The sequence below is a fragment of the Arthrobacter sp. EpRS71 genome (genome assembly GCF_001512285.1).
Taxonomy (GTDB): domain Bacteria; phylum Actinomycetota; class Actinomycetes; order Actinomycetales; family Micrococcaceae; genus Arthrobacter.
In genome coordinates this window covers 947097-973385 of sequence record NZ_LNUV01000003.1, presented here as the reverse complement: position 1 = coordinate 973385, position 26289 = coordinate 947097, and the positions used below count along the sequence as shown (strand labels likewise).

22 protein-coding genes are annotated in these 26289 nt (G+C 63.8%); 5 read left to right on the top strand and 17 right to left on the bottom strand.

The window, feature by feature from the left end; all coding sequences use genetic code 11:
* Nucleotides 1-5 precede the first annotated feature (5 nt).
* Entirely contained in the window at nt 6-2642 is a 2637-nt protein-coding gene (locus AR689_RS07250) for a trehalase-like domain-containing protein (protein ID WP_062068484.1), read from the top strand.
* A gap of 76 nt (nt 2643-2718) precedes the next feature.
* On the opposite strand, the gene AR689_RS07245 is transcribed toward AR689_RS07250, so the two are convergent.
* The 6 genes from AR689_RS07245 to AR689_RS07220 all read right to left on the bottom strand — a co-directional run bounded on the left by AR689_RS07245 (nt 2719) and on the right by AR689_RS07220 (nt 9530).
* A complete protein-coding gene (locus AR689_RS07245) occupies nt 2719-3645 on the bottom strand; it encodes an AEC family transporter (RefSeq protein WP_062068482.1) in 927 nt (308 codons plus the stop codon).
* A gap of 160 nt (nt 3646-3805) precedes the next feature.
* The gene (gene panD / locus AR689_RS07240) at nt 3806-4237 is read right to left on the bottom strand and encodes an aspartate 1-decarboxylase (RefSeq protein WP_197412816.1); all 432 of its coding nucleotides are present in this window, start codon (nt 4235-4237) and stop codon (nt 3806-3808) included.
* 154 nt (nt 4238-4391) lie between these two features.
* Nucleotides 4392-5900, bottom strand: a complete 1509-nt coding sequence (locus AR689_RS07235) for a rhamnulokinase (RefSeq protein WP_062068480.1) — start codon at nt 5898-5900, stop codon at nt 4392-4394.
* 8 nt (nt 5901-5908) lie between these two features.
* Nucleotides 5909-7951 (bottom strand): bifunctional rhamnulose-1-phosphate aldolase/short-chain dehydrogenase, encoded by a 2043-nt coding sequence (locus AR689_RS07230; RefSeq protein ID WP_062068668.1) that lies wholly within the window; start codon nt 7949-7951, stop codon nt 5909-5911.
* Nucleotides 7952-7962: 11 nt separating this feature from the next.
* Nucleotides 7963-9129: an L-rhamnose isomerase gene (rhaI, locus tag AR689_RS07225; RefSeq protein WP_062068478.1), complete on the bottom strand. Its 1167-nt coding sequence runs from the start codon at nt 9127-9129 to the stop codon at nt 7963-7965.
* Nucleotides 9126-9530, bottom strand: coding sequence for an L-rhamnose mutarotase (locus AR689_RS07220; RefSeq protein WP_062068476.1), 405 nt, complete (start codon nt 9528-9530; stop codon nt 9126-9128). Before AR689_RS07220 ends, rhaI begins: the two co-directional genes overlap by 4 nt.
* Nucleotides 9531-9656: 126 nt before the next feature.
* Here AR689_RS07220 and AR689_RS07215 point away from each other — a divergent pair, with 126 nt between their 5' ends.
* A complete protein-coding gene (locus AR689_RS07215) occupies nt 9657-10667 on the top strand; it encodes a LacI family DNA-binding transcriptional regulator (RefSeq protein WP_062068474.1) in 1011 nt (336 codons plus the stop codon).
* A gap of 86 nt (nt 10668-10753) precedes the next feature.
* On the opposite strand, the gene AR689_RS07210 is transcribed toward AR689_RS07215, so the two are convergent.
* The 7 genes from AR689_RS07210 to xylA all read right to left on the bottom strand — a co-directional run bounded on the left by AR689_RS07210 (nt 10754) and on the right by xylA (nt 19652).
* Nucleotides 10754-11650 (bottom strand): aldose 1-epimerase family protein, encoded by an 897-nt coding sequence (locus AR689_RS07210; protein ID WP_062068472.1) that lies wholly within the window; start codon nt 11648-11650, stop codon nt 10754-10756.
* The gene (gene araA / locus AR689_RS07205; RefSeq protein WP_062068470.1) at nt 11647-13182 is read right to left on the bottom strand and encodes an L-arabinose isomerase; all 1536 of its coding nucleotides are present in this window, start codon (nt 13180-13182) and stop codon (nt 11647-11649) included. Before araA ends, AR689_RS07210 begins: the two co-directional genes overlap by 4 nt.
* A gap of 59 nt (nt 13183-13241) precedes the next feature.
* A complete protein-coding gene (locus AR689_RS07200; protein WP_062068468.1) occupies nt 13242-13949 on the bottom strand; it encodes an L-ribulose-5-phosphate 4-epimerase in 708 nt (235 codons plus the stop codon).
* Nucleotides 13946-15667: a ribulokinase gene (araB, locus tag AR689_RS07195; RefSeq protein WP_062068465.1), complete on the bottom strand. Its 1722-nt coding sequence runs from the start codon at nt 15665-15667 to the stop codon at nt 13946-13948. The genes AR689_RS07200 and araB overlap by 4 nt, the downstream gene beginning before the upstream one ends.
* A 226-nt stretch (nt 15668-15893) precedes the next feature.
* Nucleotides 15894-16877 (bottom strand): LacI family DNA-binding transcriptional regulator, encoded by a 984-nt coding sequence (locus AR689_RS07190; protein WP_062068463.1) that lies wholly within the window; start codon nt 16875-16877, stop codon nt 15894-15896.
* Nucleotides 16878-16944: 67 nt separating this feature from the next.
* On the bottom strand, nt 16945-18375 hold the full coding sequence (locus tag AR689_RS07185; RefSeq protein WP_062068461.1) for a xylulokinase: 1431 nt from the start codon (nt 18373-18375) through the stop codon (nt 16945-16947).
* 89 nt (nt 18376-18464) lie between these two features.
* A complete protein-coding gene (gene xylA / locus AR689_RS07180) occupies nt 18465-19652 on the bottom strand; it encodes a xylose isomerase (protein ID WP_062068459.1) in 1188 nt (395 codons plus the stop codon).
* 82 nt (nt 19653-19734) lie between these two features.
* On the opposite strand from xylA, the gene AR689_RS07175 reads away from it, so the two are divergent.
* From AR689_RS07175 to AR689_RS07165, 3 genes are all read left to right on the top strand, one after another.
* Nucleotides 19735-21003 (top strand): ROK family transcriptional regulator, encoded by a 1269-nt coding sequence (locus AR689_RS07175; protein ID WP_062068457.1) that lies wholly within the window; start codon nt 19735-19737, stop codon nt 21001-21003.
* A gap of 108 nt (nt 21004-21111) precedes the next feature.
* Complete coding sequence (locus tag AR689_RS07170; RefSeq protein WP_062068455.1) at nt 21112-22191, top strand: YihY/virulence factor BrkB family protein; 1080 nt, start codon at nt 21112-21114, stop codon at nt 22189-22191.
* A 5-nt stretch (nt 22192-22196) separates the two neighbouring features.
* Complete coding sequence (locus AR689_RS07165) at nt 22197-22421, top strand: hypothetical protein (protein WP_062068451.1); 225 nt, start codon at nt 22197-22199, stop codon at nt 22419-22421.
* A 4-nt stretch (nt 22422-22425) separates the two neighbouring features.
* On the opposite strand, the gene AR689_RS23295 is transcribed toward AR689_RS07165, so the two are convergent.
* From AR689_RS23295 to AR689_RS07150, 4 genes are all read right to left on the bottom strand, one after another.
* The gene (locus AR689_RS23295) at nt 22426-22599 is read right to left on the bottom strand and encodes a hypothetical protein (RefSeq protein ID WP_197412815.1); all 174 of its coding nucleotides are present in this window, start codon (nt 22597-22599) and stop codon (nt 22426-22428) included.
* A gap of 416 nt (nt 22600-23015) precedes the next feature.
* Nucleotides 23016-23858: a sugar phosphate isomerase/epimerase family protein gene (locus tag AR689_RS07160; protein WP_062068449.1), complete on the bottom strand. Its 843-nt coding sequence runs from the start codon at nt 23856-23858 to the stop codon at nt 23016-23018.
* Nucleotides 23855-25069, bottom strand: a complete 1215-nt coding sequence (locus tag AR689_RS07155) for a dihydrodipicolinate synthase family protein (protein ID WP_062068447.1) — start codon at nt 25067-25069, stop codon at nt 23855-23857. The genes AR689_RS07160 and AR689_RS07155 overlap by 4 nt, the downstream gene beginning before the upstream one ends.
* On the bottom strand, nt 25069-26238 hold the full coding sequence (locus tag AR689_RS07150) for a Gfo/Idh/MocA family protein (RefSeq protein ID WP_062068445.1): 1170 nt from the start codon (nt 26236-26238) through the stop codon (nt 25069-25071). Before AR689_RS07150 ends, AR689_RS07155 begins: the two co-directional genes overlap by 1 nt.
* Nucleotides 26239-26289 lie beyond the last annotated feature (51 nt).

The following is a 26289-nucleotide window of genomic DNA, read 5'->3' as shown; positions in this document are numbered from 1 at the left end:
CCGCCATGCCTACGCACCTGAACCAAGCAGTAGCCGACTCTGCGCTGCTCATGAAGTCTCTCCCGCTTGGCCTCCTCCGCACCGTTCTCCAGTCTGACGAGGAGAGTGGAATCACGCCGCAGCTTTTTGCCGAACTCAGGGAACTCGCCCGAGTCCCAGGCCTGCTGGTGGCGTGCAACTACGGCGGAACGCTCTGCTCCGCGGAGGGAGTATCCACTGAGACGTTGCCGCTGGACAGTGCGGCGGTGGCGCTCCGTGCACTCGCAGCCTTGCCCAACACTCACACGGCCATCATCTCCGGACGGTCCTTGCGGGATCTTGCAGCGGTCTCCCGGCTTCCGGCCGAGGTTCATCTGGTGGGTTCCCACGGTGTGGAGTTCGATATGGGCTACGCCTACACCCTTTCCCTGGCCACGGAACAGTTGCTCCAACACGTGGCTACGGCGCTGACCGAGGCGGTGGGTTTTGAGAAGGGCATCAGCATTGTCCGTAAGCCTGTGGGCATGGCGGTGCATACCCGGCCGGCAACCCCCGAGGTGGTGGATCGGGTGATTTTCCTGTCTCAGAAGATTGCCATCGAGTTCGGGCTGTACTTCATCATCGACGGCACCGTTTTGGACCTCACCGTGGAGGAGCCTGCCAAAGGCCAGGCTCTGGAGCAGCTGCGCGCCCGGCTCGGAGTGAGCGCGGCACTCTACGCAGGGGACGCTGAGAGCGACGAAAAAGCGATCGCCACCCTGCGCGGACCGGACCTCGGCCTTCATGTCGGCCCAGGGGATACGACGGCGGCGCACACCATTGCGGACCCGGAAGCCTTTGCGCGTGTGCTGGCTTTGTTGTTCGAACTCCGGCGTGCATGGCTGTTCGGCGAAGATGCGGTGGGGCTGGAACGGCACTCCATGATCGGCAACGGGAGCTCCACGGCATTGCTGACCCCGGACGCCAAGGTCTGTTGGATGAGCCACCCCCTGCCTGATTCAGGATCTATTTTTGCCCACATTCTTGGCGGTGAACCCGCCGGTCACTTCAGCATAGAACCGGTGAAGCCATCGCAGGTGCTGGCTCAGCGGTATGTGGATAACACCATGATCGTGGAGACGCGCTGGGCCGACGTCACCGTCACTGACTATTTGGAGCCTGCACCCGAAGGGATCACCAGCCTGGTGCGGGTGCTCTCCGGGACGGGCACCGCGCGCGTGGTGTTCGCGCCCAGGCCGGACTACGCCAATGCGCCGTTCAGCATGGAGGTCCGGGGCGACGAGGTCCATATCATGGGTACTTCGGATCCGATCATCCTCTCCGCACCCGGGGTTCCCTTCCGGATCACCAGCGACGGCAAATATGCCACGGCCACGGCTGAAGTTCCCCTCAGCCATGGTCCTGTGGTGCTGAATCTTCGCTGCGGTGACACCGAGCCGCCACCCGCGGACCCGGGCGGCGAACCAAACCGGCGCACCGCCGTCGGGCAGTCTTCCCGGGAGTGGATCAAGGCACTGCAGCTGCCCAGCATCAAAACGTCGTTGGTGCGCCGATCCGCCCTGGTGCTGAAGTCGCTCGTTCATGAGCCCACCGGCGCTGTGCTGGCCGCGCCCACCACTTCACTGCCTGAGGGCATCGGCGGTACCCGGAACTGGGACTACCGCTACTGCTGGCTGCGGGACGGTTCCATGACCGTGAATGCCTTGGTGTCGTTGGGCTCCTCGCAGGAGGCCGACGGTTTCCTGGCCTGGCTGGACCGTATCCTCCAGAATGCGCCGGGGCCCGAGTGGCTGCATCCGCTCTACTCGGTGACCGGGGCGCCGCTCTCCACGGAGGCCATCGTGGAAAGCCTGCCCGGCTACGCGGGCTCGCGGCCGGTTCGTATTGGCAACGCGGCGGACCACCAGGTGCAGCTGGACGTGTTTGGGCCCATCGCCGAGTTGATCCATGATCTTGCCGAGCGCCGCGGGTTCCTGCCCGATGAACACTGGTTCCTGATGGAGCAGATGGCCCACGCGGTGCTGGCCCGCTGGCACGAACCTGATCACGGGATTTGGGAAGCGCGGCGGGCCCCAAGGCACCACGTTTACACCAAGGTGATGTGCTGGGTCACGCTGGACCGGGCCCTCCGGGCTGCCGCTTTGCATGGGCGCACACCCCACGCTGACTGGGAGCCCACTGCCCGGGCAATCCGGGAGGAAGTCCTTCGCGAGGGCTGGGATTCGTCGGCAGCTTCTTACACTGTGGCTTACGACAGCCCTGACTTGGACGCCGCGGTCCTCCACATTGGGCTCTCGGGTCTGTTGGATGTTCAGGACCAGCGCTTCCTGGATACCGTCACTGCGGTTGAGCGCGAGTTGCGCGTGGGACCCACCGTTTTCCGGTACAGGTACGACGACGGTCTGCCGGGTTTGGAGGGCGGCTTCCACATTTGCACTACTTGGCTGATCGAGGCGTACCTTGCTGTTGGCCGCCTGGATGATGCCTTGGAGTTGTTCAATCAGTTGGTGGCATTGTTCGGACCCACGGGCCTGTTGCCGGAGGAATATGATCCCGGCACGGAAACGCATCTGGGCAACCATCCTCAGGCGTACTCGCATCTGGGCTTCATCCGCTGCGCCCAGCTTCTGGATTATTACCTGGCCAGCGCGGACGTGGAGTAACCCAACTAGGTCGCAGATCAGGTCGTTCTCAGCGCTGGGAACGGCCTGATCTGCTACCTACTTGGGTGAGGGGGCGCTAGGCGAGCAGCAGCGCCACGGCGATCATGGCAGGTACGGCCACGATGGTGGTGATGAGCACGGTGTCCTTGGCTACGGTGATGCCTGCCTGGTAACGGTTGGCCGCAACGAACACGTTCTGGGCTGTGGGCAACGCGGACGTGACCACCACGGCAAACAGTGCGTGACCGTCCATGCCCAAGGCGAAGCGAGCGAACAGGTACGCGATCAGAGGGTGGACCACCAGCTTGAATCCGCTCGCCAGCAAAGTGTCCAAGCGGCGTCCTGAGGCCTTCCGCAGGGGCTTGGATCCGTTCAGGCTCATGCCGAAGGCCATCAGCATGGCCGGAATCGCTGCGCCGCCAATGAGGTGGATGGGTTCCACAATCAGCGCAGGGACTTGGAAACCAGTACCGGCCACCAGCAACCCGAGCGCCGAGCCCACGATCATGGGGTTCTTCACGATCATCAGCAGGAAACGCAGGGGAGTGGTGCGATGCGAACTGGTGCTGGCATCGAGGGCCATGAGGTACATCGGCGTGAAGAACGCCAACTGGAATATCAGCAGCGGCGCCACATAGCTGGCGTCACCCAGCACGTAGACGGCAATGGGGATGCCGAGGTTGGCCGAGTTGGCCAGGGACGCGCTCATGGACGACATGAGCGACTCCGGCATGCTGCGTTTGAGCCAGAACTTCACCATCAGGAAGAACAGCAGGCCCGTCAGTACGGCGCCCACGGCCGTGACCAGCAGGGGAGCCGCGAAGACGTCATGCAGTTTGGCTTTACTCAAGGTCTCGAACAGGAGAGCCGGGCTGGCCACGAAGAACGTCAGCGAACTCAACACGGACCGGGCGTTCTCACCCAGGATGTTCCGACGTCCAACAAACATGCCCACCAGAATGATGGCCCACACCACGAAAAACCCGGACAGGACGCCAATCATGACAGTTTGCGGGTGGGGTTTCGGTGGATCACGGTTCCCAGCCTAGCCAGAACCGCCTCCCAAGTAAGCGTTTTCTGCTGAGAGTTCCGTCATACGGACTCACAACGCGCTCGACGTCGGCACTTCGGTAAGTGCCGACGTCGAGCGTTGTTGTGGAGCCTTAGCTGAGGTGCGCTGCGTTGCTGAGCGCATGCGGCGGGCGCATGAGGCCGGGGGTGTGGCCCTCGGCGGGATCGTTGCCCAGCTGCGTGATCTTGTTGTCCTTGCCTACGTGGACCACACGGGGCTCATAAGTCCGGGCCTCTTCGGTGGTCATCTCCGCGTAGGTGATGAGAATGACGGTGTCACCAACGTGGACCATGTGTGCCGCTGCACCGTTGATCCCGATCACGCCGGAACCGCGCTCGCCGGCAATGGTGTACGTCTCCAGCCGGGCACCGTTGGTGACGTCCACAATGGAGACGAGCTCGCCGGGAAGGATGTCGGCCGCGTCCAGGAGGTCCAGGTCGACAGTGACCGAACCGACGTAGTGGAGGTCGGCATGGGTCACCGTTGCACGGTGAATCTTGGACTTGAACATTGTGCGGATCATAATGCGATCAGTTTAGCGCGGCACCCTCACCCGGCGCTGTGACGTACCAGACTCGGGCTGGTGGCCGTGCGGCTTCCTGACCTTGATTGAACGAAGGATGGCCGCAAAACAACCCCTGCAGGTTGTTTCACGGCCATCCCTTTGCCAAAGAAGGTCAGGATGCCACGTCGCTGACCTCCTGGGCTGGCTCGTAGCGCACCAGTTCTTCGCCTGCCACCACCAGCGCGCGCAGCTCAGCCAGCCCGCCGGCCACCACGCCCGCAGCGCGTGCTTGCACCAGGACATTGCCCTGCGCGGTCGCTTCCACAGGTCCCGCGATCACGGTTTTGCCCGTGGCGTCCGCAGTGAGCTGGCAGAGGAGCCGGTTCTGCGAACCGCCGCCCACAATGTGCACCACGCCGGTGCTGCGGCCCGTTAGCCGCTCGGCGTCGGCAAGAGTCCGCGCGTAACCGGCCGCGAGGCTGTCCATGATGCAACGCACGACGGCGGCGGGCCGGTCCGGGAGCACGGCACCGGTGTTGCGCACGGCAGCGCGGATGCGGTCCGGCATGTTGTCCGGCGCCGTGAACGCGGGGTCGTCAGCGTTGATCTGTGGACCGCCGGTTGGCAGTGCGGCAGCCGAGTCGAGCAACGCGGGCAGCGACTGGCTGAATCCCTGCGCAGCCCAAGCCCTCTGGCATTCGCTGAGCAACCACAGGCCACCGACATTGCGGAGGTATCGGATGGTGCCGTCCACACCGCGTTCGTTGGTGAAGTTGGCCTTCCGGCTCGGGTCAGTGAGCACGGGCTTGTTCAGTTCCACGCCCACCAGCGACCAGGTGCCGGAAGAGATGTAGGCAAAGTGCTGTTCCTGCGCGGGAACGGCTGCCACCGCCGAGGCTGTGTCATGTGAGCCCACGGCCACCACTGTGGTGTCTGCGGGCAGGCCCGTCTGCTCAAGGATCGCCGGCAACAGTGTGCCCACGGTTTCTCCGGGCTGGATGAGCTCAGAGAAGGTGTTCCGGGGCAGGCCCAGAGCGTCCAGGAACTCCGTGGCCCACTGGCCCGCAACAGCGTCGAACAGTCCTGTAGTGGAGGCGTTGGTGGCCTCGGTGCGGCGAACACCGGTGAGCAGGAACGCGATCAGGTCCGGAATCAGAAGAGCCTGCACACCGTCCAGATTCGGTTCTGAAGCGAGCTGATACACGGTGTTGAACTGCAAATACTGCAAGCCGGTGGTGGCGTACAGCTTCTCAGGGGGAATAACTGCATGGACCCGCTCCACCGTTGCCCGGCTGCGCTCATCCCGGTAGCTGAACGGAACCGAGGTGAGTTCGCCGGCGTCGTTCACCAAGCCGTAGTCCACAGCCCAGGTGTCGATGCCGATGCTCACAATGCGTTCCCCGTTGGCGCCAGCCACGGAAGCGGCGGCTGCCAAACCCTTGAGTACCTCAGCGAACAGGGCGTCGAAGTCCCAGTGGAGTCCGCCGTCGAGCTCCACCACCCCGTTGGGGAAGCGGTGGATCGTCTCAAGGGAGACGCCTGTGGAGGGGGAGACGCGACCCAGCATGACGCGGCCGGAGGAGGCGCCGATGTCGATGGCGGCAAAAACCTGGTTTGTCTGCGGAGCGGACACCGCCCCGGCATGTGCCGGGGCGGTGTTCACGGTGGTTCCGTTGGTCACTGTCGGTCCTAGCGGAGGAAGGCTGCTGCCACGCCGGCGTCCACGGGGATGTGGAGGCCGGTGGTGTGGGAGAGCTCGTTGCTGGTGAGCACGGACGCGGCGTTGGCCACGTGTTCCGGGAGGACTTCGCGCTTGAGGAGCGTGCGCTGGGCGTAGTACTTACCCAGTTCCTGCTCGTCCACGCCATATACAGCGGCGCGCTTGGCGCCCCAGCCGCCGGCGAAGATGCCGGAGCCGCGGACCACGCCGTCGGGGTTGATGCCGTTGACGCGGACACCATACTCGCCCAATTCAGCAGCGAGCAGGCGGACCTGGTGCGCCTGGTCAGCCTTGGTGGCGGAGTAGGCGATGTTGTTGGGTCCGGCGAACACGGAGTTCTTGGAGGAGATGTAGATGATGTCCCCACCCAGGCCCTGATCGATCATCACCTTGGCCGCGGCCTTGGACACCAGGAACGAGCCCTTGGCCATGACGTTGTGCTGCAGGTCCCAGTCCTTCTCCGTGGTTTCCAGCAGCGGCTTGGAAATGGACAGGCCGGCGTTGTTGACCACCAGATCCAGGCCGCCGAACGCGAGCACGGCTTCCTGGATGGCAGCAGCGATCTGGGCTTCATCGGTGACATCGGCCTGGACGCCGATGGCGACGTCGGAACCGCCCAGTTCCTCGGCGACCTTTTGCGCATTCTCAAGGTTGAGGTCGGCAATCACTACGCACGCGCCGTCGGACGCCAACCGGGTGGCGATCGCCTTGCCGATGCCCGACGCCGCGCCGGTCACCAGTGCGATGCGGGTGGCGTGGGACTTGGGCTTGGGCATGCGGGCGAGCTTGGCTTCTTCCAGCGCCCAGTACTCGATGCGGAATTTCTCGGATTCCTCGATGGGGGCGTAGGTGGAGATGGCCTCGGCGCCGCGCATCACGTTGATGGCGTTGATGTAGAACTCGCCGGCCACGCGGGCGGTCTGCTTGTCCTTGCCGAAGGAGTACATGCCCACGCCGGGGATCAGCACGATGGCCGGGTCAGCGCCACGTAGCGCGGGCGAATCAGCGTCTGCGTGTCGGTCGTAGTACGCCTGGTAGTCCTCGCGGTACGCGGCGTGCAGCTCCTTCAGGCGGTTGGTTGACTCCTCGATGGTGGCGTCGGCCGGCAGGTCCAGGACCAGCGGCTTGACCTTGGTGCGCAGGAAGTGGTCCGGGCAGGAGGTGCCCAGCGCGCCGAGGCGCGGGTGCTCTGCGGACTCAAGGAATTCAAGCACGACGGCGTCGTCACTGAAGTGCCCCAGCTGCGGTTTGTCCGTGGAAGCCAGGCCGCGGATCACGGGTGCGAGGGCGGCTGCCTTGGCTTTTCTTTCCGTTTCCGGCAGGGCGCCGTAGCCAGGGAGCTTGGCGCCGAAGGGTTCGGTCTTGCCGTTGTCCTTGATGTAGTTCTCGGCCTGGTCAATGATCCAGAGCGAGTTGGCCTCTGCTTCTTCACTGGTGGCGCCCCAGGCGGTGATGCCGTGGCCGCCCAGGATGGTGCCGATGGCCTGCGGGTTGGCTTCCTTGATCGCCGCGATGTCCAGGCCGAGCTGGAATCCGGGGCGGCGCCAGGGAACCCACACCACTTTGTCGCCGAAGACCTTTGAGGTCAGGGCTTCGCCGTCCACCGCCGTCGCGATGGCAATCCCCGAGTCAGGGTGCAGGTGGTCAACGTGCGCAGCGTCCACGAGCCCGTGCATGGCGGTATCGATGGACGGCGCAGCGCCGCCCTTTCCGTGCAGGCAGTAATCGAACGCGGCCACCATGTCGTCTTCACGCTCGACGCCGGGGTAAACGGACTTGAGCGCCTGCAAGCGGTCCAGCCGGAGGACAGCCAGGTTCTCAGCCTTCAGCGTGCCGAGGTCTCCGCCGGAGCCCTTGACCCACAGGAGCTCAACGTCCTGGCCAGTGACAGGATCCTTCTCGGTGCCCTTGGCGGAGGTGTTGCCGCCGGCGAAGTTGGTGTTCCGCTTGTCCGCACCGAGGCGGTTGGAACGGGAAATCAGGTCTTCAACAATCTTGGCTGTGTTCTGCATGTTCATGCCTTTTATGCGCCCCATCCGGCTTGCTGGCCGCCTGCGCGGTCCTCGTTGATCTTCTTCTGGTATCCGCTGGCTTTGTACGCGGCCATCGGGTCGGCGGGCAGGCCGCGGGATTCGCGCCACTCAGCCAGGACCGGGCGGACATCGGTGTAGAAGGCATCGTTGAAGATGCCGTTGGCGGCCAGGACATCCCCGGCACGCTGTGCTTCGGAGAGTGCTGCGGTGTCCACCAGCAGGGCGCGGGCGGTCATTTCCTGGACGTTGAGGACCGAGCGGATCTGGCCCGGGATCTTCTCTTCGAGGTTGTGGCACTGGTCCAACATCAGCGCGACACCGGAGTCCTTGCCGAAGCCGCCACCGCGGATGACCTCGTGCATGATGCGGAACAGCTGGAACGGATCAGCTGCGCCAACAATCAGGTCATCATCGGCGTAGAAGCGGGAGTTGAAGTCGAACGAGCCCAGCTTGCCCAGTCGCAGGAGCTGCATCACGATGAACTCGATGTTGGTACCCGGAGCGTGGTGGCCGGTGTCCAGGCAGACGAAGGCCTTCTCGCCGAGTGCAAGGGTCTGCGCGTAGGAGGTTCCCCAGTCTGGAACATCGGTGTGATAGAAAGCGGGCTCGAAGAACTTGTACTCCAAGACCAGGCGCTGCTCGTCACCGAGGCCCGCGTAGATCTCCTGGAGGGACTCGGCAAGGCGGTCCTGGCGGCCGCGGATGTCATCCTGGCCGGGGTAGTTGGTGCCGTCAGCAAGCCAGATCTTAAGGTCCTTGGACCCGGTGGCGTGCATGATCTCGATGCACTCCAGGTGGTGATCGATGGCCCGGCGACGCACTGACTGGTTGGACGAGGTGAGGGAACCGAACTTGTACTCGTCATCCTGGAAGGTGTTGGAGTTGATGGTGCCCAGCCCCACGCCCAACCCTGCAGCGTATTCGCGGAGCGCGGCGTAGTCATCAACCTTGTCCCAGGGAATGTGCAGCGCCACAGTAGGAGCGAGCCCCGTGAGTTCGTGAACCTTGGCGGCGTCGGCGATCTTTTCCTGAACGGTGCGCGGAGTACCCGGGGTGCCGAAGACCTTGAACCGGGTCCCGGAATTTCCGTAGGCCCAGGACGGCACTTCAATGGCCAGTTCCCCTAGACGGCCCAGGGCCGATTCTGTGGTGTTCATGCTTGTTCCTTTTGGTATTCGTGGGCGGCGTGCTTGTTGATGTGTGTGGGGCTGGCGGCATCTGTGACGCCTGCTCCGGCGAGCTGATCCTCAAGGTTGAAAACTTCCTCGACGATTTCGAAGCCCTGGTCTGGAGGGAGGTCATTGTTGGCGAACAAGGTTGCCATCTCGGCCTGCCAGCGGGCGTTAACCTCCGTGATTGCCATGCGGGCCTGCGCTTCTGCGTAGTCTTCGCATTCCAGGTAGCCGATCAGCTGGCCATCGGGAGCGAGGAACAGGGAGTAGTTGTTCCACCCTGCGTTTTTCAGTGCGGACAGCATCTCCGGCCATACGGCGGCGTGGCGCTGCTTGTACTCGGCCATCAGTTCAGGCTGGACTGAAGAGCGGAAACAAACCCTCATGTGCGGATCTCCAGGGTTACTCGTCTTTGAATCGTTTCATTTGTTACGATTCAAATTACCCTCGTAAACGGGAGGGTGTCAAGGCGTTTCCAACACATTGACGTCAGCCAGCGGAGATCGGAAAGCATGTCCCAGACAGCCAGCATCAAAGACGTTGCCACTCACGCCCAGGTAGCAGTGGGAACTGTTTCCAATGTGCTGAACTATCCGGACAGGGTTTCGCAGAGGACCAAGGAACGCGTCCTCAAATCCATTGCTGAGCTCGGCTTCGTCCGCAACGACGCCGCCCGTCAGCTCCGCGCCGGCCAAAGCCGCACCATTGGCCTGATCGTGTTGGACGTTGGAAACCCCTTCTTCTCCTCCGTAGCCCGCGCGGCGGAAGATGCGGCGGCGGCCTTGGGCAGCGTAGTGCTGGTGGGGGACAGCGGTCAGGACTCCTCCCGCGAAGCCCACTACATGGACCTTTTCCAAGAGCAGCGCGTACAGGGTCTCTTGATTTCTCCAGTGGGTGACGTTTCAGGGCGCATTGATACGCTCCGCGAACGTGGCGTTCCCACGGTTCTGGTGGACGAACTCGCCGACACCGATCGCTGCAGCTCAGTCTCCGTGGACGACCAGGAAGGTGGGTATCTGGCCGCCAAGCACCTGCTGGACACGGGCCGCCGTCGTCTGGCCTTTGTTGGCACCCCCACCATCCGACAGGTAGCCAGCCGACTCAAGGGCGCGCAGCGCGCCGTGGGCGAGGTGACCGGTGCCAGCATTGAGGTGCTCGACTCCGCCGGGCAGACAGTCCTCGCCGGACGACAGGTGGGCAACAAGCTGGTGGAACGCTCGCCGGAAAAGCGTCCCGAAGCCGTTTTCTGCTCCAACGACCTTCTGGCGCTCGGCGTCATGCAATCGCTGACCATGCTGCGGACCGTCCGGATTCCGGAGGACATCGCGCTCATTGGCTATGACGACATCGATTTCGCCATTTCCGCAGTGGTCCCGTTGTCTTCCATCCGCCAGCCCACTGAGGCGCTGGGCCGGACCGCGATCGAGCTGCTCGCGGAAGAACAGGAGAGCGGCGGAACCAAGCACCGGTCCGTCGTGTTCACCCCCGAGCTTGTGGTCCGCCAAAGCACTGCCGGCGCTTAGACTCGGCCGCGGCGCACCCAAGTAGGTAGCAGATCAGGCCGTTCTCAGCGTTCAGAACGGCCTGATCTGCTACCTACTTGGGTCAATTACAGCGCGTAGATGCTCCACGAGGCCGTGTGCTCGGCCGCGGGTTCCAGGCGGATCAGGTCTGTTCCGCTGTTGAAGGCATCCGGCGGGCAGGTCATGGGCTCCACGGCGAGGCCGATCCTGCCCGGAATCGGTGCCGGCTTGTCAGCCGTATGGATTTGCAGCCACTGGCAGCTTTCGTCCCAGGACATTCCGACGCCGGTGCCCGCCGGGTCCCGCACGGAAAGCCGCGCCAGCCCGTCGTCGAACGTTATTCCTGTGAAGGCGTGGTCGATCTCGGTGCTGCCGATGGCGCGCGGGGTACGGAAGTCGTAGGCGTGCCCGTCCACGCCCGCAACACCAACGGGCAGCAATCTGTCGGGCGTGACCTCAAGGAACGAGTCAGCGGCGAACTCGAGGATCCACTCGTCCAAGGGCGAGGACCCGGCCACGAGATACGGGTGCGGACAGACGCCATAAGGCGCCGCGATGCTGCCGGCGTTCCGGGCCGTGACCGACGTGTGAAGCCCGGCGTGGTCCAGCACAAACCGGGCCGAAAGCTCCAGCACGAACGGGTAACCCGCCGTGGGCCCCACGGTGCAGGTGAGGGTGAGCGAACCGGCGTCGGACTCCTTCGGAGTCCAATCGAGCGGGAAGGCGAGCCCGTGCAGGGCAGTGCCCCGCTCAGGTTCGTTGACAGGCAACTGGTGATCGACGCCGTCGAACGTGTATTTGCCGTCCGCGATCCTGTTGGGCCACGGAGCAGCAATGATGCCGCGGTAATCCGGGATCGGACCGCCCTCCGGAAACGGGACGATGAGGTCCCTGCCCTCAAACTGCAGAACGCGCAGCGCGGCAGCGCGGATGGTCACAACTGCTGTGTAACCGCCCGCGCCCAGCGTGAATTCGGTGCTCACAGGCCGCCGGCCAGCTTGTAGTACGCGGCGTTCCAGTTGAGTTCCTTCTTGAACTGTTTGATGGTGGTGTCCTCGTCGATGGTGAGAAGTTCGGTCTTGGCGATTTCGGCGAAGTCCTCGAACACCTCCAGACCCACCTGCGTGGACAATACCGTGTGGTGCGCGGCGCCGGCAGTGAGCCACGCGGCGGCGGAGGTGGCGAAGTTGGGCTTCGGTTCCCAGAGCGCGCGGGCTACGGGCAAGTTGGGCAGCGGCTGGTCGAGGTCGACGACGTCCACCACGTTCGCCACCAAGCGGAACCGGTCGCGCATATCGGACAGTGCGACGACGATTCCCGGCCCGGCGTCGGTATCGAACACCATGCGGACGGGGTCTTCCTTGCCGCCGATTCCCAGCGGGTGGATCTCGACGCGCGGTTTCTTGGCGGTCAGTGATGGGCAGACCTCCAACATGTGGGCACCCAGGATTTTCTCGCTGCCTGGCTCCAAATGATAGGTGTAGTCCTCCATCAGCGAGGCACCGCCGGGCAGATCCCCGCCCATGACTTTCGCCGCGCGAACCAGGATGGCGGTCTTCCAGTCGCCCTCCGCGCCAAAGCCGTAACCGTCAGCCATGAGGCGCTGGACTGCCATGCCAGGGAGTTGGCGTAGTTCGCCAAGATCCTCGAAGGACGTGGTGAAGGCCGCGGAACCGTTAGCCTCCAGGAAGCTGCGGAGCCCCAGCTCGATCTTGGCGCTGTACCGCAGCGACTCGTGGCGGGTTCCGCCGGCCTTCAGCTCGTCAGCCACTTCGTAAAGGTGCTCGTACTCGGCAACCAAGGCGTCGACGTCGGACTCGTTGGCACCGTGGACCGCTTCGGCGAGCTCGTTGACGGACCACGTGTTTACCGAGACGCCGAAGCGCAGCTCGGCTTCGGTCTTGTCGCCTTCGGTGACGGCGACGTTGCGCATGTTGTCGCCAAAGCGGGTCAGTTTCAGCGTACGGACGGCGGCCCATCCGGCCGAGGCACGCTGCCATGCGCCCACTTGGCGGGCGACCTCTGGATTACTGACGTGCCCGACGACGGTCTTCCGCGGCACGCCGAGGCGCGACTGGATGTAACCGAATTCACGGTCACCGTGGGCGGCCTGGTTGAGGTTCATGAAGTCGAAGTCGATGTCAGCCCAAGGAAGGTCCCGGTTGGCTTGGGTGTGCAGGTGCAGTAGTGGCTTGCGGAGCAGGTCCAAGCCCTGGATCCACATCTTTGCGGGGCTGAACGTGTGCATCCATGCGGTCACGCCGATCACTGCGTCATCCGCATTGGCTTCCAGTGCGGTGCGGCGGATGGCATCAGAATCGGTGAGGACCGGCTTCCACACGAGCTTCACCGGCACGTCGCTGTTGGCGTTCAGGGCGTTGGCAATCTCCTGCGACTGCGCTGCGACCTGCTTGAGGACGTCCTCGCCATACAGGTGCTGGCTGCCGGTGAGGAACCAGACCTCGAACTGTTTGAGGGACGTGTTGTTGGCGGATGATGTGGTGGCGCTGGGCATTTTCGTGGCTCCTGGGTGTGGTCCGGGTATGGGTGCTGGCGGCTGCCGGCTGAGGCGGATTAGCGGCCGTAGACGTTCTGGTATCGGTCGTAGAGCGACTCGATCTTGGCAGGGTCGATGGGCAGCGGATCGCCGAGCTGGCGGGAGATGTGGACCGTCCGGGCCACTTCCTCGCACATCACGGCGGCTTTGACTGCGCTGCGGGCGTCCTTGCCGATGGTGAAAGGCCCATGGTTTTGCATGAGCACTGCGGGGGAGTTGGAGTTCTTGAGCGTCTCCACAATGCCCTGGCCGATGGAATCGTCGCCTATGAGCGCGAACGGTCCCACGGGAATGGATCCGCCGAATTCGTCGCCCATCATGGTCAGTACGCAGGGGATTTCCTCACCGCGCGCGGCCCAGGCCGTGGCGTAGGTGGAGTGCGTGTGCACCACTCCGCCTACCTCTGGCATGTGCCGGTACACGTAGGCATGTGCGGCGGTATCAGAGGACGGGGAGAGATCCGGGTTGCCCCAATCCACGGTTCCCGCGCTGCCGGTGTTCATTCCCCGCACAGGTGTGCCATAAAGATCGGTGACCACCATGAGCTCCGGTGTGAGCTCGTCGTAGGAAACGCCGGACGGCTTGATGACCATGAGATCGTGCCCAGGGATTCGGCCCGAGACGTTGCCGGCTGTCCAGACCACCAGCTCGTAGCGGGTCAGCTCGGCGTGGAGTTCGCAGACTTCCTTGCGGACCCGGGCGATGGTTTCCAGCAGGGCGCTCATGCGGAGGCTCCTTCCAGGACGGTGGCCTGGGTCTGTGAACCCTGAATCGCGGCGCGCTGAATGGCCTTGAGCCGGTGCATGACGTTGTTGGTGCCGCGGCCGAAGTAGTCGTGCAAGGTCCGGTATTCCTGGAAGAGGACCTCGTAGGCGGCCACGTTTTCCGGGATCGGCGTGTAGACAGCGCCCGGAGCCGAGGCCATGGCGGCGGCGGCTTCACGGATGTCCTTGTACTTCCCGCCAGCCACTGCAGCATGGATCGCCGAGCCCAGTGCGGGGCCCTGCTCCGATCCGATGGTGGAGAGCTGCAGGCCGGTGATGTCGGCGTACACCTGCATCAGGAACTTGTTCTTCAGCAGCCCGCCGGCCACGATGAATTCCTTGACCGGGACGCCGGAATCGCGGAAGGCATCCACGATGGTGCGGGTGCCGAACGCTGTGGCTTCAAGCAATGCCCGGTAGGTGTCCTCGGGTTTGGTGGCCAGTGTTTGGCCCACCACGGTGCCGGAGAGTTCGTGGTCCACCAGCACGGAGCGGTTGCCCGAGTGCCAGTCCAACGCGATGAGGCCGTGCTCGCCGATGGCCTGCTGCTCCGCGAGTTCGGTGAGGTATTCGTGGATACCCAGGCCCTTATCCTTGGCGGCTTGGTGGTATTCGGGTGGGACGCCGTTCTTGGTGAACCAGCCGAAGATGTCGCCCACTCCTGACTGGCCGGCTTCGTAACCCCACAGCCCGTCCACGATCCCGCCGTCCACCACGCCGCACATGCCCGGGACTTCACGCAGGACGTCGCCGTTCATGACGTGGCACGTTGACGTTCCCATGATCGCGACGAGCTGTCCGGGCTGGACGGCGTTCGCGGCCGGGGCGGTGACGTGGGCGTCCACGTTGCCCACGGCCACGGCGATCCCTGCCGGAAGTCCGGTCCACGCTGCTGCTTCCTCGGTCAGATAGCCCGCGGCATCTCCCAGGCGGCCGATGGTGTGTTCAAGCTTTGCGGACACAAAGTTCTTGAAGTCGGGGTTGAGTGCAGCCAGGAAGTCCTTGGACGGGTAGTTGCCGTCCTGATAGATGCCCTTGTATCCGGCGGTGCAGGCATTGCGGACGTAACTGCCGCAGAGTTGCCACACGATCCAGTCGGCTGCCTCAACCCAGTGGTCCATGGCGCCGTAAACTTCAGGGTCTTCCTCGAGAAGCTGCAGGCCCTTGGCGAACTCCCATTCAGAGGAAATCAGTCCACCGTAGCGCGGGAGCCAGGACTCGCCGCGTTCTTCTGCGAGTTGGTTGATGCGGTCAGCTTGCGGCTGGGCCGCGTGGTGACGCCAGAGCTTCACGAAAGCGTGCGGCCGGTCAGCGAAGCGTTCCAGTTCGTTCAGCGGCGTGCCGTCCGCCGTCGTCGGAACCATGGTGCACGCGGTGAAGTCGGTGGCGATGCCCACCACATTGGCCGGGTTGATACCGGCGTCAGCGACGGCGGCCGGCACAGCATTGCGCAGGACGTCGCGGTAGTCGTTGGGGACTTGGAGCGCCCAGTCGGCCGGGAGTCGTTGGCTGCTGCCGGGGACTTTGTCTGTCACCACAGCGTGCGGGTATTCGAACACGCCGCTGCCGAGTTCGGCGCCGTCGGATACGCGCACAACGACGGCGCGGCCGGACAACGTGCCGTAGTCCACGCCGATGACGAACAGTTCGTCGAGCGGAAGATTTTCTGGGGTATTCATGGGGTCTCCATCCGGCTGGCCAAGGCCTCATTGCCGGGGGTCGGGGTGGAAAGTAAAGAAGGTCTGATGCAATTGTTAGCGCTCACAACTTTGATGTCAAGAGCCAACCGTGTGGAAACGAGGCTCATGACGCGGGTTCATACCGGGCGCCCCCAAGTAGGTAGCAGATCAGGTCGTTCTCAGCGCTGGGAACGACCTGATCTGCGACTTAGTTGGGGGAGGGGGGCTACTTTGCTACGGGGGCCGTGGTGGAGCGGATGACCAGGCGGGGTGTGACGGTGGCGGCCGAGGCGGTGTTGCCGTTTTCGAGGCGATCCAACAGCAAGCCGATGCAGCGTTGGCCGAGCTCCTCAAAGTCCTGCGCCACCGTGGTCAGCGGGGGAATGAAGAACGCCGACTCTGGTTGGTCGTCAAAACCCACCACGCTGAGATCGCCGGGGACTTGGACCCCTGTTTCATGGAACGCGCGGAGGACGCCAAGAGCCATCTGGTCATTAGCGACGAAGAGAGCGGTCACGGAACGGTCGGCCGCAATCTTCAGGCCCTCCCTATAACCACATTCGGCGCTCCAGTCGCCCTCGATCAGCGTGGCTGGCTTTAGGCCGGCCTGAGTCAGCGCCTCCCGCCAGCCCTCGATGCGGGCGGCAGCATCAATCCAATCGGACGGCCCGGACAAGTGGCCGATCTGAGTGTGGCCGAGGTCCATAAGGTGTTGGACCGCAAGCCGTGCCCCGTGCTTCTGATCGACCGTGGCGCCGCTGAGGTGTTCATCGCCCACAGACCCTACGGCCACCAGCGGAACCTGAGCGGTGACGTCGCGGAGGACGTCGAGCGCACCCGGGTGCGGAACTGTCACCACAATCCCATCTACGCCTTGGTCCATGAAGTGGGCAATAGCGTCCTTGATGGTCTCCGGGGTGACTTCCCGCAAACCGGCGACGCTCACAAAATAGCCCGCGTCCCTTGCTGCCTGTTGGACCCCAAGGAGGGTGTGGGACGGCCCGTACTGGGCCATTTCGCTGCCGAGCACGCCGATGGTCTGGGAACGCCGCGTTACCAGGCTGCGAGCAGCCGTGTTTCGGCGGTAGCCGAGCTCTGTGATTGCCTGTTCCACTCGCTCGCGGGTCTTGGAACTCACGTTGGGGTGGTTGTTCAGGACGCGCGACACGGTTTGATGCGAGACGCCTGCCACGCGGGCCACATCCTCCATGACAGGAGGTCGCTGATGTGCAGATTGTTCAATGCTCACCCTGTCACGATAGAGCACCGCTGCGGGATCAGCCTTTCGCGACCCCCGCGGCGTAAAGCCGGTATCGGGCCAGGACCCCGGGAACCCCGGAAGCACTCTGCGGTGTCAGCTCCCGGCCTTCAAGCTTCCAGTCCGGGAGCTGACCGGTGAGAACGCCTGCCGCCTGCCTGGCAGCGCCATCGGCCACGTACTCGCCGGGCCTTGGAACGAAGACGGGCAAGCCGAATGTTGAGGCTGCAATCTGTTGGACGGCGTCTGATTGCGCTCCGCCGCCAACCAGAATGATGCGCTGGGCAGAGACACTCTGCGCCTGCAGAGCAGCGAGCCCGTCAGCCAAGGAACACAGCACGCCCTCGATGGCTGCCCGGGCCATGTTGGCGGGAGTGTAATTGGAAACCGTGATGCCGTGGAGCGATCCTGCGGCATCGGGCAGATTGGGCGTCCGCTCCCCTTCGAAGTACGGGACGAGGGTCAGCCCCTCCGCACCTTCAGGGGCGGACAGGGCCAGGTTGCCGAGTTCCGCCAGGGTCACTCCCAGAAGTGCAGCTGTCGCGTCAAAGATCCGGGTCGCATTGAGCGTGCAGGCCAGCGGAAGATAGTTGCCGGTCGCATCCGCGAAGCCGGCCACGAGTCCGCTGGCATCCTGAGCAGGAACATCTGATACCGCGAACACCGTCCCCGAGGTTCCTATCGAAATAACAACGTCCCCGACGGCGGCGCTGACGCCCAGCCCCGCTGCGGCGTTGTCTCCCGCACCCGGGCCGATCAGCGCTCCTGTGGGAGTCTTGCCCGCCGCTTCCAAAGGCCCGACGACGGTTGGCAGCACCGGGACGTGGCCCAGCGTGCGTTCCAGGACCTCGGGCAAGTACTTCCCGGTGGTTGCCGAAAAGTAGCCTGTGCCGGAGGCGTCCGAGCGGTCGGTGCGGAGGAGTTCCAACGATGCCAGGCCGGTTCCGGGTCCGTGACCCGCCAAACGCCAAGACAGCCAATCGTGCGGAAGGCACACCGCAGCCGTACGGTGGGCATTGGCGGGTTCGTTCCGTGCGAGCCAGCGAAGCTTGGTTGCGGTCAAGGATGCCACGGGCACTGTGCCTGTGGTGGAGGCCCAATACGCGGCCCCGGCGGCGGCATCGCCACCACCGGCTTCAAGGATTAACTCCTCTGCGTCGGGCGCCGAGCGGGTGTCGTTCCACAGCAAGGCCGGTCGGACGACGTTGCCGGATTCGTCCAAGCACACCATGCCGTGCTGCTGTCCACCGATGGAGACGGCATCGACGTCGTCAAGGCCGCCTGCCTGAGTGATCGCGTCCTGAAGGGCTGTCCACCAGTGATCCGGGTGGACTTCGGTGCCGTCAGGGTGGGAGGCCCTGCCCTGACGCACCAAGGCACCGGTGACGGAGTCCCGGATGATCACTTTGCAGGACTGGGTTGAGCTATCGATCCCGGCTACGAGAGGCATGCGTTAATCCTTTTGGGGTCGCCGCCAGGCCGTTCCAGGAGTGAATTCCGGAACGACCTGGCGGCGGGATATCAGTGTGGTGGTTTGATTTAGCGGGCGCCGAGCAGGTGCTCGATGGCCAGCTGGTTGAGGCGGACGAAAGCGAACGAGCGTTCGGCGGCCTGATCGGCGTCGAACGTTTCGAAGGCGCTGGCGTCAGCGAGCAGGTCCGCTGTGGTTTCGCCGGCGTTCAACGTCGGCTCGCCCAGCTCGAACACACCCGATGTAGCGAGTGCTTCCTGAACGTCCGGATCTGCGCGGAAGGCCAAAGCCCGTTCCTTCAGCAGGAGGTACATGGACATGTTGGACTTGGCCGATTCCCACACGCCGTCGTAGCCGTCCGTGCGTGAGGGCTTGTAGTCAAAGTGGCGGGGGCCGTCGTACTTTGGTCCGCCGTTGGGGAAGCCATTCTCCAGCAGGTCAACCGTGAAGAAGGCGCTGGTGAGGTCGCCGTGGCCGAAAACGAGGTCTTGGTCGTACTTGATGCCGCGCTGGCCATTGAGGTCAATGTGGAAGAGCTTGCCCGCCCACAGGGCCTGGGCGATGCCGTGGGTGAAGTTCAGCCCGGCCATCTGTTCGTGGCCGGTCTCCGGGTTGAGGCCCACGATGTCGCCGTGTTCGAGCTGGGCGATGAACGCCAGGCCGTGGCCGACGGTGGGGAGGAAGATGTCGCCGCGGGGTTCGTTGGGCTTGGGCTCCAGCGCGATCCGGAGGCCGTAGCCCTTTTCCTTGATGTACCCGGCTGCGGTGTCGACGCCTTCCTTCATGCGGTCCAGCGCTGCGGAGAGGTCCTTGGAGCCGTCGTATTCGCTGCCTTCACGGCCGCCCCACATCACGAAGGTCTCTGCGCCAAGCTCCGCGGCGAGGTCAATGTTCCGGAGGATTTTGCTGAGGGCAAAGCGGCGGATGGAGCGATCGTTCGACGTGAACCCGCCGTCCTTGAACACCGGGTGGCTGAAGAGGTTGGTGGTCACCATGGGTGTCTTTAGCCCGGTCTCCGCCAAGGCTGCCTTGAAGTTCTTCAGGATGAGGTCGCGCTCGGAGGCGGTGGCGTCAAAGGGGATCAGATCATTGTCGTGGAAAGTGATGCCGTAGGCGCCCAGCTCGCTGAGTTTGTGCACGGCTTCCACGGGGTCCAGTGCCGGGCGGGTGGCCACGCCGAAGGGATCTGCGCCGGTCCAGCCGACAGTCCAGAGGCCAAAGGTGAAGCGGTCCTGCGGGGTGGGCTGCGGGGTCATATTTGCTCCTTTGCAAAGCACTGGGGAAGAACTTGAAGAAGTGCATTCCAATTAGTTTTCAATCTGAACTATATGGGGGATAATGGATCATGGTCAATGGAAGCCGGAAAAAAGTTCTTTGAATCTGCAGGGAGGTCCCACGCCAGTGAATGAAGCAGCCGCGCCTGGGCGCGTAGGGGACGTCCGCCGTCGAAATCTTTCGCTCGTCTTGGACTCCATCGCCCGAACCGGCGACGCCAAACCCAGCCGCGCACAGCTCGCGGCCGGGACCGGACTCACTAAAGCCGCCGTATCCAGCCTTGTTGCAGACCTCGTGGAATCCGGGCTGGTTTCCGAGGTGGGTCTCTATCGTGACGGGGAGCGGGGTCGGCCGGGGCAGGGGCTCGAACTCAGCTCGCGCCGCGGCGTGGTGGGAATGGAGATTAACGTTGACTACCTGGCTGTTGGGCTGGTGGACCTTGGCGGAAACCTCCGGTTCCACTCAGCGGTGGAGTCGCGGAACCGCGGTCTGGCTCCGGCCAAGGTTATGGAACGCCTTGGCCTCTTGGCGGCTGAGGTGAAGGCCGAGGCCGCCGCCGCCAACATCGCCATCCTGGGTGGTGGCCTTGCGGTCCCGGGGCTGGTGGATGCGCAGCGCAACCTTGTCCTTTCCGCGCCTAACCTGCACTGGGAGCAAGAGGAGCTGAATCCCCGGGCCCTGCTGGAGGGCGCCCCGCTGGGCGTCCGGCTCTCCAATGAGGCCAATAGTGCTGCTCTCGGTGAGCTTTGGTATGGCACTGGACAGCCGGACTTCCTCTATGTTTCAGGGGAAGTCGGCGTGGGCGGTGGCGTGATCATCGGCTCCGAGCTTTATACCGGACCTGGCGGTACGGCGGGCGAGCTCGGCCACATTGTGGTCCACCCTGACGGGCCGGGCTGTTCCTGCGGGGGCGCGGGGTGCCTGGAAACGTTCGCTGGACAGGAAGCCATTTTCGAGGCTGCCGGAACTCCGCAGGGATCGCTGGGCGAGCGCACGGAACTGCTTCTGGCGGCCTTGGCTGCTCAGGAGCCGCAGGCCACTCAGGCAGTTCACGACGCCGGGAGGTACTTGGGTGTTGCGCTCGCCTCTTCTGCCCGCTTGATGGACATTGAGGCCGTCGTCCTCGGTGGGCACTTCGCCGTGCTTGCGGAGTGGCTTAAGCCGGCACTGCTGACCAGTTTGGAGCGATACGCGCCAGGTCTGCTGGATCCGGGCAACCTCACAGTTTCCACCCTTGAGCACTCCGGAACGCTCCTCGGCGCTGCCGGCCAAGTGATCCGGTCCGTGATTGAGTCGCCGTTTGAGTTCCTGCTGGCGAGCAAACTGGCGTAGCCCGCCTTGTGGGGATTAACTGGCGTGGGCGCTTCCTAGTATTCATCAGTATGCTTACTATTGATGGGTCAGCTGTTCGCGAAAACCAACCCCACGGACGAGTGCCCCATGACTACTCAAGACTCAGCCCACACCAGCACGGCCAAGGCGCAGACCGCTCCCTCTCCGGAGGATTCGCGTAAACCCGACAGTCCGAATGACCTCGCCAAGCCCACGTGGATGTATATCGCCAAGCGGACGCTACGGGAGTTCACCAAGGATCAGTGCCCGGATGCAGCGGCAGGGCTGACCTACTACGCCGTCCTCTCGCTGTTCCCCGCCCTCCTGGCATTGGTTTCGCTGATCGGCATCTTTGGCGATGCTGGGAAAACCACCTCGTCCCTCTTGGACATTGTCCAGCAGTTCGCGCCTGGACCGGGTGTGGACGCAATGCGCCAACCCATCGAGGAGCTGACGCAGTCCAGCGCCGCCGGCTTCACGCTGATCATCGGAATTCTGGTGGCGCTCTGGTCGGCATCCGGATACACCACAGCCTTCAGCAGGGCCATGAATCGTGTGTACGAAGTGGACGAGGGCCGCGGATTCGTGAAACTGCGCGGCACCATGCTCGCCGTGACCATCGTTGCCGTCGTCGGAGCTGCGCTGGCAGCGGCCATGCTGGTCCTGAGCGGACCCGTGGCGGAGGCCATCGGCGGTGCCATCGGATTGTCCGAAACCTTCTTGACCGTGTGGAATATCGCCAAATGGCCCGTCCTCATAGTTATTGTGGTCGCGATCATCGCTGTGCTCTACTACTTCACCCCCAACGTCAAGCAGCCCAAGTTCCGTTGGATGAGCATGGGTTCGCTCATTGCCTTGGTGATTTTCGCGCTGGCATCGCTGGGTTTCGGTTTCTACGTCGCCAACTTCAGCAACTACAACAAGACGTACGGTGCCCTCGCGGGGGTCATCATCATGCTGCTGTGGCTCTGGATCCTTAACATGTCCTTGCTGTTTGGCGCGGAATTCGACGCCGAAATGGAGCGCGGCCGCCAACTGCAGGGCGGCATTGAGGCCGAGGAGAGCATTCAACTCCCGCCCCGAGACACCAAGAAGAGTGACAAGATGCAGGAAAAGGACGATGAAGTGATTCGGGACGGCGAAGAAATCCGTGAAACCCACGGCGACACGTCGACGAAAAGTAAGTAGCCGAAGTGGAGACCCCGACCGTGGGCGCCGAAGCGCAGAACAAGAAACTCAAGTCAATCAAGAATGGCGACTCAGTAAAGATTAGCGGTGAGGTTTTTCAGGTCCGAGCCGTCGTGCCGCAGGACGGCTCGCGGAACATCGGCCTGGAACTGCAAGCGCTCGACGGCGGCTCGGTCACCTTGATCGGCCGGCCGACAGCCCGCATGCAGCTTACTGCTCGAGCTTCCTGAGCGATCAGGCTTCGGCGGGGAAACCCTGATCGGCGTCATCCCACCAGCCCTCCCAGGCGCTGGAGGTCAGGCGTTCGGTGGCGAAAGCAGGGGCGTGTTCGCTGGCGGAATCGCCGGACGGCCCGCTGTGGCTGCCGCCGGCGTCGAGGAAAAAGGTCAGTGTCTTCAAGAGCATCATGGTGGTGTCCTTTCAGGGGTTTCGTGGACGTCTTTGTCCAGGTAAATCCAGCGTAGGTGCCCATTGTTTCCTCCCATCGACGCAATGTTTCAGCTGTGTACCACTTATCTCACCTGCGCGTTCAAGGACTTATAGCTGACACAAAGTCCGGCGTGCGGCCACCACCTTCTTTGAAACTCAAAGCTCCGCGACACACGCACAATGCGGTGTGTCCACCGATGCCAGCAATCAAAGTGGGTGGTGGCCGCACCGTTCACGAACCCATCACGCTGAAGGCCCGACGGCGGCGCTTGCCCAGCGACTATGGGTGGCACAGGACCACAAAAGCGGGCCCCTGCCGTGACCTTGGCAGGAGCCCGCTGGCTTTGGAGCGATCCTCCCGCGGAGCTTAGGGCATCCGCGGGAGGATCACGTTGTTACGCGAACGGGAGGACGAGCTCCGCGTAGCGCTGCTTCATGGTTTCCAGGACGCTGTCACCATCGGCATCCCAGATGTCCTGGTTGAAGATCTCAACTTCAATGTCGCCCTTGTATCCGGCGTCCCTGACCCAGGTGCCGATGGTGGCGAAGTCGATCACGCCGTCGCCCATCATGCCGCGGGACAACAGCGCGTCCGCAGCGATGGGCAGGTTGAAGTCGCACACCTGGTAGGAGGCAATGCGGTCTTCGCGGCCGGCACGTTCGATCTGCGCCTTCAGTTCCGGATCCCACCAGACGTGGAAGGTGTCGACGGCGACGCCAACAGCCTTTGCGTCGTACGGCGCTGCGAGATCGAGTGCCTGGCCAAGGGTGGAGATGAGTGCGCGGTCCGCGGCGTACATGGGGTGCAGGGGTTCGAGCACCAGGCGGACGCCGTTTTCAGAGGCGAAGGGGACCAGTTCCTCGAGGCGGTCCGCCACACGCTGACGAGCGGCGACGACGTCCTTCTCACCCGGGGCGAGCCCGCCAACCACCAGGAACAGTTCCTGGGTGTCCAGCGCTACTGCCTCGCGCACGGCTTCGAAGTTGTCTGCCAATGCAGCGGCCTGTCCCTCGGGATCGGCCGCCGTCAGGAAGCCGCCGCGGCACAACGAGGAAACACGGAGTCCGGCGTCTTTGATGAGCTTGGCTGCCTTGTCCAGTCCGGCCTCGGCAACGCGGTCACGCCACGGCCCGATCGCGGGGATGCCTGCGCGGGCGCAACCGTCAACGGCTTCGGTCAACGTCCACTTTTTGGTGGTGGCGCTGTTCAGGGAGAGTCGTGAGAAGTCCGTGCTCATGCGCCTACTCCGTTGATCCGCAGGAAGTCGGACATGCGGAACGCCGCCAGCGAGGGGTCCTTCAGCAGACCGGCCTGGTCTGCCAGTTCGAAGGTCTTTGCCAAGTGCAGCACCGAGCGGCCCGAGTGCAGTCCACCCACCATCTGGAAACCGGGCTGCTTGCCGTTGAGCCAGGACATGAAGGCGATGCCGGTCTTGTAGTAGAACGTGGGTGCGCTGAAGATGTGCTTTCCGAGCTCACGGGTGGAGTCCAGGATGGCGCGCCCTTCCGCACCTTGGCCGGCGTCGTACTTCTGCAACGCGACCGAAGCGGCCGGGTAGATGGCAGCGAAGATGCCCAGAAGGGCGTCCGAGTGGTGGGTTTCGTCGCCGTCGATCAGTTCCGGGTAGTTGAAGTCGTCGCCGGTGTACAAGCGCACACCGGAAGGCAGGGCCGCGCGGAGGGCGACCTCGTGGGAAGCGTCCAGCAGTGAAACCTTCACGCCGTCAACCTTGTCCGAGTGCTCGCGGATCAGGCTGAGGAACGTTTCGGTGGCGACGGAGACGTCGTCGGAGCCCCAGTAGCCAGCCAACGCGGGGTCGAACATGGTGCCGAGCCAGTGCAGGATGACGGGCTGGTCAACTTCCTGAAGCAGCGTCGAGTAGACGTGCAGGTAGTCGTCGGCACCATTGGCAACCTTGGCCAGGGCACGGGATGCCATGAGGATGACCTTGGGTCCGGCCTCACTGACCACCGCGATCTGCTCGCGGTAAGCGTCGATGACGGCCTGGATTCCGGCCGCACCCTCAGGGAGCGTCGCAATGTCCAGCTGGTCGGTGCCCGCGCCGCAGGACACGAGGTCGCGGACGGACTTACCGGCGATAGCGGCGTTGCCTGCTGCCACCACGGAAGCGGCCTCGGCCCCGGTGCGCTTGATGAGCTGCTGGGTCGCGGCCCAGTCCAAGCCCATGCCGCGCTGGGCGGTGTCCATGGCATCGGCAACGCCCAAGCCATAGGACCACAGCTCGTGCCGGTACGCCAGGGTGGCATCCCAGTCGAGCTGTGCTGGTGCGCCGGGGGTGTTGTCCGCGGCGACCTCAGGGATGACGTGTGCTGCGGCGTAGGCGCGGCGAGCGGTCAAAGGAGCGGTCGGCTTGACCCACGATGTGGCCGCCTGCAGGCGGTACTCGCGGGTGCCGCCGTCGTTGGTGGGAAGAATCAGTGACGTCATTAGAGGGTGATCTCCGGGATGTCGATGGTGCGGCGTTCAGCCGAGGACTGCAGGCCGAGCTCAGCCAGCTGCACGCCGCGGGCTGCGGAGAGCAGGCCGAAGCGGTGCTCGCGGCCGGCGACCACATCGCGCAGGAATTCTTCCCACTGCAGCTTGAAGCCGTTGTCCAGTTCAGCGTTGGCGGGAACTTCCTGCCACTGGCTGCGGAAGGATTCCGTGACGGGCAGGTCCGGGTTCCAGACGGGCTTGGGGGTGTGGGCGCGCTGCTGCGCAACGCACTTGTTCAAACCGGCGACGGCGGAACCGTGCGTGCCGTCGATCTGGAACTCCACCAGTTCGTCGCGGTAGACGCGAACGGCCCAGGAGGAGTTGATCTGGCCGATGACGTCGTCGCCGCCCGGGGTCTCCAGTTCGAAGATGCCGTAGGAGGCGTCGTCGGCGGTGGCCTTGTATTCCTTGCCGGCTTCGTCCCAGCGTGCGGGGATGTGCGTGGCGGTCTTGGCGTTGACGCTCTTGACCTTGCCGATGATGCCTTCAAGGACGTAGTTCCAGTGGCAGAACATGTCCGTGGTCATTCCACCGCCGTCTTCCTTGCGGTAGTTCCAGGAGGGACGCTGTGCGGCCTGGACGTCGCCTTCGAAGACCCAGTAGCCGAATTCGCCTCGGATGGAGAGGATGCGGCCGAAGAAGCCCTCATCCACCAGACGGCGGAGCTTGACCAGGCCGGGGAGGTACAGCTTGTCGTGCACAACGCCTGCTGTGACGCCGGATTCCTTGCCGATCTGGGCGAGCTCGATTGCCTCTTCCAGGGTCTCGGCCGTGGGCTTTTCGGTGAAGATGTGCTTGCCGGCGCGCATTGCCTTCTTCAAGGTGGCGGCGCGGAGGCTGGTCATGGAAGCGTCAAACACGATGTCCACGGTGGGATCGGCGATGACGGCGTCCAGGTCGGTGGACCATTCGGAGACCTTGTGGAGCTCGGCGAGCTCGCGGATCTTGGCTTCGTTGCGGCCAACCAGGATCGGTTCCACCTGAACCTTGGTGCCGTCTTCGAGGGTGAAGCCGCCGGCATCGCGGATGGGGAGGATGGACCGCAGCAGGTGCTGACGGTAGCCCATACGGCCGGTGATGCCGTTCATGGCGATACGGATCGTCTTTGTTTCGAAGCCCATGTTTTCTCCAGTGCCTTGTGTGCCGGCCGCTGAGCGTTGCCGGTGCTTACT

Excerpts from the sequence above, each read along its gene's own strand:
- AR689_RS07245 (WP_062068482.1), bottom strand. The coding sequence starts at position 3,645 with ATGATTGGCGTCCTGTCCGGGTTTTTCGTGGTGTGGGCCATCATTCTG.
- AR689_RS07220 (WP_062068476.1), bottom strand. The coding sequence starts at position 9,530 with ATGAGGGTTTGTTTCCGCTCTTCAGTCCAGCCTGAACTGATGGCCGAG.
- araA (WP_062068470.1), bottom strand. The coding sequence starts at position 13,182 with ATGCCCAGCGCCACCACATCATCCGCCAACAACACGTCCCTCAAACAG.
- AR689_RS07175 (WP_062068457.1), top strand. The coding sequence starts at position 19,735 with ATGGATCATGGTCAATGGAAGCCGGAAAAAAGTTCTTTGAATCTGCAG.
- AR689_RS23295 (WP_197412815.1), bottom strand. The coding sequence starts at position 22,599 with ATGATGCTCTTGAAGACACTGACCTTTTTCCTCGACGCCGGCGGCAGC.
- AR689_RS07215 (WP_062068474.1), top strand. The coding sequence starts at position 9,657 with ATGTCCCAGACAGCCAGCATCAAAGACGTTGCCACTCACGCCCAGGTA.
- araB (WP_062068465.1), bottom strand. The coding sequence starts at position 15,667 with ATGAATACCCCAGAAAATCTTCCGCTCGACGAACTGTTCGTCATCGGC.
- xylA (WP_062068459.1), bottom strand. The coding sequence starts at position 19,652 with ATGACCCCGCAGCCCACCCCGCAGGACCGCTTCACCTTTGGCCTCTGG.
- AR689_RS07190 (WP_062068463.1), bottom strand. The coding sequence starts at position 16,877 with ATGGAGGATGTGGCCCGCGTGGCAGGCGTCTCGCATCAAACCGTGTCG.
- panD (WP_197412816.1), bottom strand. The coding sequence starts at position 4,237 with ATGATCCGCACAATGTTCAAGTCCAAGATTCACCGTGCAACGGTGACC.
- AR689_RS07155 (WP_062068447.1), bottom strand. The coding sequence starts at position 25,069 with ATGACGTCACTGATTCTTCCCACCAACGACGGCGGCACCCGCGAGTAC.
- AR689_RS07200 (WP_062068468.1), bottom strand. The coding sequence starts at position 13,949 with ATGAGCGCCCTGCTGGAAACCATCGCCCGGGTCCGCAAGGAAGTCTGC.
- AR689_RS07160 (WP_062068449.1), bottom strand. The coding sequence starts at position 23,858 with ATGAGCACGGACTTCTCACGACTCTCCCTGAACAGCGCCACCACCAAA.
- AR689_RS07185 (WP_062068461.1), bottom strand. The coding sequence starts at position 18,375 with ATGCCTCTCGTAGCCGGGATCGATAGCTCAACCCAGTCCTGCAAAGTG.
- AR689_RS07250 (WP_062068484.1), top strand. The coding sequence starts at position 6 with ATGCCTACGCACCTGAACCAAGCAGTAGCCGACTCTGCGCTGCTCATG.
- rhaI (WP_062068478.1), bottom strand. The coding sequence starts at position 9,129 with ATGAACACCACAGAATCGGCCCTGGGCCGTCTAGGGGAACTGGCCATT.
- AR689_RS07230 (WP_062068668.1), bottom strand. The coding sequence starts at position 7,951 with ATGCAGAACACAGCCAAGATTGTTGAAGACCTGATTTCCCGTTCCAAC.
- AR689_RS07170 (WP_062068455.1), top strand. The coding sequence starts at position 21,112 with ATGACTACTCAAGACTCAGCCCACACCAGCACGGCCAAGGCGCAGACC.
- AR689_RS07150 (WP_062068445.1), bottom strand. The coding sequence starts at position 26,238 with ATGGGCTTCGAAACAAAGACGATCCGTATCGCCATGAACGGCATCACC.